Below are 8,812 nucleotides of genomic sequence, written 5' to 3'. Positions count from 1 at the left end.
TAGTGTGTTTTCACACAGTCTGAAAAGGCGGGTTTCTCGAGGGGCCAGAGATTTTTGAAACGCTCTCTGAAATCTAATCTGGCTCCACAACCTGGACTCGAACCAGGGACCCAATGATTAACAGTCATTTGCTCTACCAACTGAGCTATTGCGGAATAAGACGTATGTTACTGATATAAAAAGAGAAGTCAATACTCTCAAGCAGACTGTCCAGGAGCCTCCGGGATCTGCCGGGCCCGGCCAGTCAGCAAGTGGCGTGGCCCAAGATATAACGCGAGTCGCCACTGTTGGCGCGGTTACTGACGATCCAGCCCGTCATATCGACCTCTGAAAGGATACGGTGGCAGCGATTCCTGTAACAACCGCGCCTCGGGACGAGCCAAGCCCTTGGCGCGTCGATTAACGGCTTTCATGATCGCCTGCTCCAATTGCCGGCGTCAGCGCCATCCAGCGAAGATCGGTAACATAAAGTTCATACAGCAACGATAGCATTGTGCCTTCACTTTATCCGACGGCCTCAGCATGCGCGCAGAAACCTTCTCCTTCATGCGTCCACAACCGCCCAAGGATCACCGCTGCGCTGGCGATCTCTGCACGCCAGTGCCAGCTATCGACTGGAGCAGTACCAACGCCCTGGTCATGGAAACCTTCAGCTCACAGAAGGAGATGGTCTGCTTGGCGGTGCTGGAAGATGAGCGGCCTATCGGCCTGATCAACCGCAACATTTTCCTGTCGATGATGAGCAAGCCGTTTCACCGTGAGCTCTACGACAAGAAAAGCTGCATTGCCTTCATGGATAAGGAACCGTTGATCGTCGATGCCGGTATGAGCATTGAGGAATTGACCTTCAAGACCGTGGAGTCTGGTGAAAAGACCCTCGCGGACGGTTTCATCATTACCCGCGACGGCCAGTTCGCCGGGCTGGGCAATGGCTTGCAATTGATGGCCGTGGTCGCCGCCATGCAGGCCGAGAAAAACCGCCAGATCATGCTGAGTATCGAGTACGCGAGCGTTATCCAGCGCTCGATGCTGCGGGCCTCGCGCGATATGTTGAAGTCGACCTTGGAGGACGCGGTCCTGTTGTGGGAGCCGCGAGATGTGGTCGGTGGCGACTTCTATCATTTCTGCGCCTACCCCAATGGCTGGTTCGGGGCGATTGCCGACTGTACCGGTCACGGTGTTCCCGGTGCCTTCATGACCCTGATTGCCTCCTCATCGCTGACCCAGGCTCTGGTTCAACTTGGACCCTGCGATCCCGGAGCGCTGCTGTCGGCGGTGAACCGAAGAGTCAAGGAACTGCTGGGCCAGGTCCAGAGCGGCAACGAAACACCCGAGTCCGACGATGGCCTGGATGCCGCTTTCCTTTGGTTCGACAGTGCCAGCCAGACGTTGAGCTTTGCTGGCGCGCGTATGTCGCTGCATGTCCTGCCACCCGACGCCCAGCAGATGCAAACCCTGGCGGGGCAGCGCGTCGGCGTCGGTTATGTGGACAGCGCCATCGACTATCAATGGCCGGTGAGCCGTGTCGTGTTGACACCCGCGAGCCTGGTGTTCATCGCGACCGATGGCCTGACCGACCAGATTGGCGGCCCGCGTAACATCGCCTTCGGCAAGAGCAAAACATTCGAAACGATACTGCAACACCGCCATCAGGCGACAAGCGTCATCTGCGAAGCCCTGCAAAGCACGCTGGCCAGTTGGCAGGGCGAACAAACCCGGCGTGATGATCTCACCCTCTTCTGTGCGCGTCTTGGAAACGAATCATGATCAATTCGAATGTTGCCCAACCCGACTGCCATTTCTTCGATTTGGCCCAACAGCGCAATGTCATTTTCTATCACATGGGTTATTTCTCACACACCATCATTACGGCCATGGCCGAGGTGGTTCGGCTGCAGTTGGAAATCTCGGGGGTAAACGGACCGACACGACGCAAATTGTTTTCCTCCTTCGTCGAGCTGTCGCAAAACATCATTCACTACTCCTCCGACTCGCTGCCCATGGAGCGTAGCGAAGAGTCGTCGCTACGCCAGGGCGCGGTATGCATCAGTACAGAAGGTGATCGACACCTGATGCTCTGTGCCAACCCCATCGCCACCCAGGACGTCGGCCGTCTGCGTGAAAAGCTGGAACCGCTGCGTAACATGTCGCTTGAAGAAATCAAACAGGCTTACAAAGTCACTCTGCGCGCGGAAACTCCCGTGCAGAGCAAGGGAGCAGGCCTGGGTTTTCTGACGATGGCACGCGACGCCTGCGCACCACTGGAGTTCGATTTTCAGCCCAGGGCGGGCGAGCCGGAAACTACCTTGTTCTGCCTTAAAGCCACCATCTAATTCAGAGGGCTGCAATCACCATGGATAACGTCTACATCGCAGCAACCGCCACATCGCCGGAAATCCACTTTCGTTTCGATCAGAACCTACTGACCATAAAAGGCGAGTCCTACCCGGAAAATGCCGCGGCCTTCTACGCCCCGGTCTTGCAGCAACTGCGGACCTACCTCGGGTCCCGCGAGGGCACCACTATCGTCGTCCACATTGCGCTCGCCTACTTCAACAGCTCCAGTACCAAGATGCTGTTCAGTATCTTCGATGCACTGGACAAGGCCGCCCAATTGGGTAACGAGATGCAAGTAAACTGGTATCACGACGAAGAAGACGAAACGATTTTCGAGTTCGGCGAGGAGCTGAAGGCCGACTTTACCTCCATCATTTTCAACGACCACGCAACCACTCTCCAATGACTTTGCGAGAAGGATGATCAGCATGACCGCTTCAGCCACTTGCGCTGGCGCACAGGATGAGCATGTGCCGGACCTGTTCAAGGATGAAACCGACGCCCTTGAACACGCCCGTTCCACTCTGTTCCTGACTGAAGCTGACGCACCGATGTACCGCCAGGCACTCGACGAGCTGACCGGTCATTTCGAGCGGCTCATGCGCGAGACTCGCCGCCTGATACGACGAAGCGATCGCGCCGAGCGTGAAATGAACACGCTCAATACCCAGTTGCAGACCCTCGCCCGGCAACTCGAGTACCGCGCCACCCACGATGCACTGACCGGAGTGTTGAACCGTGGCGCGGTTATCGACCAAACCGTACAGGCCTTGCAGAAAACCGGAGCGGTAATGGTGGTGCTGGATATCGACCACTTCAAGCAGGTCAACGACGAGTTCGGCCATCCCGCGGGCGACGCGGTGATTCAGGGCATCGTCGGTTGCCTGCGGCGGATTGTCGGCACCGGCGGATTCATTGGTCGCGTGGGCGGAGAGGAATTTACCGTGTTGCTGCCCTCCGGAACGCTCGAGGAGGGCCTGGACCTCGCCGAGAGCCTGCGTGACACGATTGCCTCACACGTCTTTGGCCAGCCGGTAAATCGGCGGATCACCGCGAGTTTCGGCGTCAGCGCCAGCCCCATCGGCACCCGTTTCGACAGTGCCTATGGTCGGGCGGATGCCGCGTTGTACCGGGCCAAGCGCTCTGGCCGCAATCGCGTCGAAGCGGCGCCGACAGACGCTGATGTCTGCCCCACGGAGTCCATGGCAGAAGGCGACCCGCAACGTCTTTTCCCTGCGCTGATCAGAGAGTCGAGCGGTTGAGAGCGTATTGACTGCCCGGAGCCGCTGACGGCACGCGCGGCGAACTTGGCATCGAACGCCTCAGGATACCCGCTCGTAGCCGCCCATCACGCCCTTTTTTGACAGTACCCACTGCCACAACTGGATATCCCGAGCCCTGAACGCCCCCGCGCAGGACAGCAGGTAATAGCGCCACATGCGATAGAAACGCTCACCCATCTGCCCGGCGAAGCGCGGCCAGGCCGCTTCGAAATTCTCCCACCAGGCCATCAGGGTCTTGTCGTAGTCGGCGCCGAAGTTATGCAAGTCCTCGACCACGAACAGACCGTCGACGGCATCGCCGATCTGGCCAATGGAAGGCAGGTCGCCATTGGGGAAAATGTACTTGTCAATCCACCGATCGGTAGTGGAGTGGCGGCGGTTCTTGCCGATGGTGTGCAGCAGGAACAGTCCCTCATCCTTCAGGCAGCGCTCGGCGGTTTCCATGTAGATGCGATGATTCTTGCGCCCGACATGTTCGAACATGCCAATACTGACGATGTGATCGAACTGCTCGTCGACATCACGATAGTCCTGCAGACGGAACTCCAGGGGCAGTCCGACATAACGCTGACGTGCCCACTCGGCCTGGTCGCGGGAGATGGTCACTCCGACACATTCGACACCATAGTTCTGCGCGGCATAGGACATGAAGCTGCCCCAGCCACAACCGATATCCAGGACCCGCATGCCCGGCTCCAGGCGCAACTTGCGGCAGACCAGATCGAGCTTGGCGTTCTGTGCTTCGAGCAGGTCATTGGCCTCGCGCCAATAGCCGCAGGTGTAGGTCATGCGCGGATCGAGCATGCTCGCGTAGAAATCGCTGCCCAAGTCATAATGTTGCTCGCCGACCTGCCAGGCACGCTTGCGGTTCTGTAGATTGAGCAACCTGGCCCGCGCGGCGTGAAACAGCATGGCCATAGGGTTGATCCCGTCGGCCAGGCCCGAACGCATCAGGCGGGCAAAGAATTCGTCTAGCTGCTCGGCGTCCCAGTCGCCGTCCATGTAGGCCTCGCCAAGGCCCAGACTGCCTTCGGACAACGCTCGCTCGGGAACTCCAGGCCTGTTCAGCTGCATGTCCCATGGCGCGTTGCCATTTAGGTACAGGCCCGCTTTGCCCAACAGCTTCTCGGCCAGCCGGTGGGAGCTACTGTGAGAGGTATTCTCGGTGGAGACACTGGATGTACTGGAGGAAGGGTTGGCTAATGAATCTTCACACTTTGACTGCATCCTGAATCCTTACTTCTTGCTTGCACTGAAGTGGACAGCGAGGCCATTGTTCAAACCATCGACGCAGACGCTCAAGGTTGACTTTCGAAGCTTGACAGAGCTTAAGTCGAGGCTTCGGAACAAGACAAATCAGGATTTGATAAAAGTGCTTTGCAGATTTTGTAATAATTTGCAACACAACCTGGCTAATCAATCTCGGCTCTACAAGCCCTCGGCCTGCGTAGCCGTTCCTCGCCATAGTGGGCTATGACGATGAACTGGTAGCATCCGAACTTGAGCCAGGTCACCAGGGCGGTGAAGATTTCAAAGGCCCGGTATCAGGTGAGTCCCCAGGCTGATCCACTTAGGTGAACAGCATTGCAGGGAATATCCGGGCCTCTTGTTCGTGCGGCAACAACCGTGCTTATTTAGCACGGCCTTTGTAGGAGCCGCCTTCACGGGTATCGATCTCGATCATGTCGCCGATTTCGATAAAGTCAGCTACCGACAGCTCAGTGCCGTTCTTCAGTTTGGCCGGCTTCATCACCTTGCCGGAAGTGTCACCGCGAGCGGAACCTTCGGTGTAGTCAATTTGACGCACGATGGTGGTCGGCAGTTCCACGGAAACCAGACGACCCTCGAAGAAGACGGCTTCGCAGACGTCGGTCATGCCTTCTTCCACGAACGGCAGAACCGACTCGATGTCTTCGGCGTTCAACTCGTACATGGTGTAATCGGTGGTGTCCATGAACGTATAGGAGTCACCGCTGATAAAGGACAGGGTGGCTTCTTTGCGATCCAGGATCACGTCGTCCAGTTTGTCGTCCGCACCGTAAACGGTTTCGGTCTTATAACCGGTCAGCAGGTTTTTCAGCTTGGTCTTCATGATCGCGCTGTTACGACCGGACTTGGTGAACTCAGCTTTCTGAACCAGCCAAGGATCGTTATCGATACGGATCACGGTACCGGGTTTCAGTTCTTTACCAGTTTTCATTGCGAATATCCGAATTTGGATGGGATGTACAAAAATCTAGGCCGCGTATCATATCCATTTTCTATTAAACTCTACCAGTGCCGTGGCAAGATCAGCTTGAGAAGCCTGTTCCAAACACCAGTGTTCGGCGTGCTCCGTCAGTTCACGCTCGTTGCGCAGCACCGCCGACCAGCTTTGGCTCAGGTCGTTTCCACTGTTCCACGCCTGCCACCAATCGCTGAAAGCAGCCAGGGCCGGCTCGGATAGACCTCGAGTGTACAACGCCAGAAACGCTTCCAACTTGTCCAGATGGATATCGCCCTCCTGCCGGTAGATATGCCAGAGTAGTGGCCGACCGGCCCATTGCGCACGGATAAACGAATCTTCGCCACGCACTGCGTTGAAATCGCAGCTCCAGAGCAGGCGGTCATAAGCCTGTTGGGGGACAAACGGCAGTACCTGCACCGTCAAGGCTGCGCGGGTCTCGACCGCTCCGACCCGCAGTTGCGCGCATCCCAGCCAACGCTGGACATCCGCCAGCACCCGACCTTCGGGTACTAATAGTCGAGTCGGGCGGCTATCGGCCGCCAGGGCTTGGAGCCAACTGGCCACGCTCGCGTTCTCGTAGGCGAACAGGGAGATCAACCGTTCACCGTCCGTCGGATCGACCCCCAAACCGCGCAGGAACTCCCGGCGTACCGTGGGATCGGCCTGGAAAATCCGGCGTTGCTCCAACAACCCCGCCTCACGAAGCAATCCGCCGGTCCCTGGCTGAAATCCCGGGAAGAAGAAAAACTTCTGCACTTGTTGGTACTTGACCGATGGCAGGCCGTGGCAGCCGACAATCCAGTCCTCGGCGCTCAGGTAATCCAGGTTGAGCCACAACGGCGGGGTCTCGCGCCGGGCCATCGCTTCCATATAGTCGTGAGGCAACTGGCAGGCAAAAGCTCCGATCACCACATCCGCCGCCTTCGCTGGCGGCCATGGGTTCGACCAGCGACGCACCTCGACGCCCTCAAGGACCTGCTGCGCGCGCGCGGTGTCGACCTCCGGACAAAGCCGCTCGAAGGCCCGCAGATCGTCTACCCACAGGCGCACGGTCAACCCATGTTCGGCTACCAGTTGCCGGGCCAGGCGCCAGGTCACGCCGATATCGCCATAGTTGTCGACGACGGTGCAGAAAATATCCCAGTTGGCCGCCATGCACGGGCTCCGTTTGGCAAAGCTGTCGATTGTCCGCATAAATCCCCCTGCGCAGAAGAGCCGACGTCGATTAATCTTCATGCGACAATGGCATCCCGCAAAGAATCGCCCGCCGGAGGCTGCCATGCCTGATCGCCCACAACCGCATCGCCGCTTGCCTGTCACGCTCAATCCGCTGCAGTTGACTGCCAGCATCGCGCTGGGCATCTGGCTCGGCGTCCTCGCACTGGCCCTCAGCGCCTGGCTGGTCGCCCGGTTCTTCGTGGCCCAGCCGCTGGCATCCGTCGCCGAGGGCGTCCGGCAAATCAGCCAGCCCTCCCCGCTTGTCGCGCCACAAGCCCCTGGCGACTCGACACAGATGTTCGAGCAATACACCGAAAACCTGCGCAAGAACGAAGAACAACAGCGTCTGGACCAGGCTCGCAACAGCTATCGCAACTTGTCCAATCCGAAGTGTCAGTTCTGGTTGCAGCAAGACCAGACCGCGCCCAGCGACAAGAGCCGAGCCAACGTGCTGCAGTTGTGCAATTGAGCCGCCTGCATAACCTGGACAAGCGGGCGCTGCACCAGCGGATCATCAGCACCCTGACGGTCGATCTCGATGTCCTGCAACGGGCGGCGCAAACCGCTTACGAAGCCGCGACCGACAAAGAAAACATCGCCGAAAACAAGTACGACACACGGGGTTTGGAAGCCTCGTACCTGGCGACCGGCCAGGCCCGGCGTGTCAAGGAGATCCGCCAGGCCCTCAAGCAGTGCCAAGAGCTGACGCTGCGCCCCTACGACGAAAAGGCAGGTATCCAGCTTGGCGCCCTGCTGAGCCTCGCGGCCGAGAGCGGCAGTGAGCAACTGTTGTTCCTGGCCCCGGATGCCGCTGGCCTGAGGATCGACTGGGAGGGGCGCACGATCACCGTGATCAGCCCGCGCTCACCGCTGGGCCAGGCCCTGCTGGGCAAGTTCAACGGTGACGAGGTATCGATCAGCGTCGGTGCGGTCCTCCAGACCTACACCGTGACCGAAGCCAGCTAACGCCTTACTTGGTAGTCGCCATCAACCGGTTGACCTCGCTGCGCACCATGCTGGTGTATTCCGGCGGCGACAGGGTGTCGAGTTCCGCGCGTACCCACTCCGCCCACTTACCCTTGCGCTTGGCGCGCTCGCCAAACAGGCGTGCGGCCTCGCCCTTGGCCTTGCCCAGATTGCTTTGCCAGAGGTCGAACAAGCGGGATTTCTCATCCTCGATGGCGGCACGTTCGACCATGGGCTTATTAGCCAGATTGAAGCTCATTGAAAAATCCTGCGGTACGAATAGGGCTCTATCTTACACCCAGTGGCCTGTGTGGTTAATTCTGTCAGTCAATTTCGGATCACCGAGATGCCCGGCGCGAGAATTTTGCAACTTTCCCCGATCCGACCGACTCCCATCATGCAGAGCATCATTCACTTGCAAGGAATATCGCCATGGCCCGTAAATCCGCCACACAAACCGCCGAAGACCAGATCAAGGACCAAGCCTTCAGCGAGTTGCAGGCACTGATCCAGGACTCGGAAAAACTGTTGAAGGACAGCGCATCCCTGGTTGGCGAGGAAGGCGAGAGCCTGCGCGCCCAGGTCAGCCAGAAACTCAAGCAGGCCCTGGGCTCGGTGAGTCATGTGCGCGAGAACACCCGGCCCGTGGTCGAAGCGACCGAAACCTATATCGGCGGCCATCCGTGGCAGACCGTGGCGATTAGCGCCGGCTTCGGTCTGGTGATCGGCCTGCTGCTGGGGCGACGCTCTTGATCCGCTGGTGCGGTTTGGCCCTCGCCAT

Annotated in this window: 11 protein-coding genes and 1 tRNA gene; 7 read left to right on the top strand and 5 right to left on the bottom strand. The window is 58.6% G+C overall.

The window, feature by feature from the left end; all coding sequences use genetic code 11:
* Nucleotides 1–79: 79 nt before the first annotated feature.
* Nucleotides 80–155, bottom strand: a tRNA-Asn gene (locus tag AWM79_RS21685).
* Nucleotides 156–546: 391 nt separating this feature from the next.
* Here AWM79_RS21685 and AWM79_RS21680 point away from each other — a divergent pair.
* From AWM79_RS21680 to AWM79_RS21665, 4 genes are read left to right on the top strand one after another with little or no spacing between them, the layout of a single operon-like run.
* Nucleotides 547–1,767, top strand: coding sequence for a SpoIIE family protein phosphatase (locus AWM79_RS21680; protein WP_026013410.1), 1,221 nt, complete (start codon nt 547–549; stop codon nt 1,765–1,767).
* The gene (locus tag AWM79_RS21675; protein WP_017134026.1) at nt 1,764–2,333 is read left to right on the top strand and encodes a SiaB family protein kinase; all 570 of its coding nucleotides are present in this window, start codon (nt 1,764–1,766) and stop codon (nt 2,331–2,333) included. Before AWM79_RS21680 ends, AWM79_RS21675 begins: the two co-directional genes overlap by 4 nt.
* Before the next feature lie 20 nt (nt 2,334–2,353).
* Entirely contained in the window at nt 2,354–2,743 is a 390-nt protein-coding gene (locus AWM79_RS21670) for a DUF1987 domain-containing protein (protein WP_017134025.1), read from the top strand.
* A gap of 22 nt (nt 2,744–2,765) precedes the next feature.
* Nucleotides 2,766–3,599, top strand: coding sequence for a GGDEF domain-containing protein (locus AWM79_RS21665; protein ID WP_017134024.1), 834 nt, complete (start codon nt 2,766–2,768; stop codon nt 3,597–3,599).
* Nucleotides 3,600–3,659: 60 nt separating this feature from the next.
* Here the strand turns inward: AWM79_RS21665 and cfa are convergent, their stop codons facing one another.
* The 3 genes from cfa to earP all read right to left on the bottom strand — a co-directional run bounded on the left by cfa (nt 3,660) and on the right by earP (nt 7,002).
* Entirely contained in the window at nt 3,660–4,847 is a 1,188-nt protein-coding gene (gene cfa, locus AWM79_RS21660; protein WP_074862072.1) for a cyclopropane fatty acyl phospholipid synthase, read from the bottom strand.
* Nucleotides 4,848–5,250: 403 nt separating this feature from the next.
* Nucleotides 5,251–5,820: an elongation factor P gene (locus tag AWM79_RS21655; RefSeq protein ID WP_017134022.1), complete on the bottom strand. Its 570-nt coding sequence runs from the start codon at nt 5,818–5,820 to the stop codon at nt 5,251–5,253.
* A gap of 48 nt (nt 5,821–5,868) precedes the next feature.
* Nucleotides 5,869–7,002, bottom strand: a complete 1,134-nt coding sequence (earP, locus tag AWM79_RS21650; RefSeq protein ID WP_017134021.1) for an elongation factor P maturation arginine rhamnosyltransferase EarP — start codon at nt 7,000–7,002, stop codon at nt 5,869–5,871.
* 124 nt (nt 7,003–7,126) lie between these two features.
* Here earP and AWM79_RS21645 point away from each other — a divergent pair, with 124 nt between their 5' ends.
* Both AWM79_RS21645 and AWM79_RS21640 read left to right on the top strand, forming a co-directional pair.
* Nucleotides 7,127–7,534, top strand: coding sequence for a hypothetical protein (locus AWM79_RS21645; RefSeq protein ID WP_017134020.1), 408 nt, complete (start codon nt 7,127–7,129; stop codon nt 7,532–7,534).
* A 14-nt stretch (nt 7,535–7,548) separates the two neighbouring features.
* Complete coding sequence (locus tag AWM79_RS21640; RefSeq protein WP_026013407.1) at nt 7,549–8,031, top strand: GreA/GreB family elongation factor; 483 nt, start codon at nt 7,549–7,551, stop codon at nt 8,029–8,031.
* 4 nt (nt 8,032–8,035) lie between these two features.
* Here the strand turns inward: AWM79_RS21640 and AWM79_RS21635 are convergent, their stop codons facing one another.
* Nucleotides 8,036–8,290 (bottom strand): hypothetical protein, encoded by a 255-nt coding sequence (locus tag AWM79_RS21635; RefSeq protein WP_017134018.1) that lies wholly within the window; start codon nt 8,288–8,290, stop codon nt 8,036–8,038.
* A 173-nt stretch (nt 8,291–8,463) separates the two neighbouring features.
* On the opposite strand from AWM79_RS21635, the gene AWM79_RS21630 reads away from it, so the two are divergent.
* Nucleotides 8,464–8,784 (top strand): ElaB/YgaM/YqjD family protein, encoded by a 321-nt coding sequence (locus AWM79_RS21630; RefSeq protein ID WP_017134017.1) that lies wholly within the window; start codon nt 8,464–8,466, stop codon nt 8,782–8,784.
* Nucleotides 8,785–8,812: the final 28 nt, after the last annotated feature.

Source organism: Pseudomonas agarici, assembly GCF_001543125.1.
GTDB classification, from domain to species: Bacteria; Pseudomonadota; Gammaproteobacteria; order Pseudomonadales; family Pseudomonadaceae; genus Aquipseudomonas; species Aquipseudomonas agarici.
Note: the sequence above shows the minus strand (reverse complement) of the source record. Positions and strands in the feature narration are given on the sequence as shown.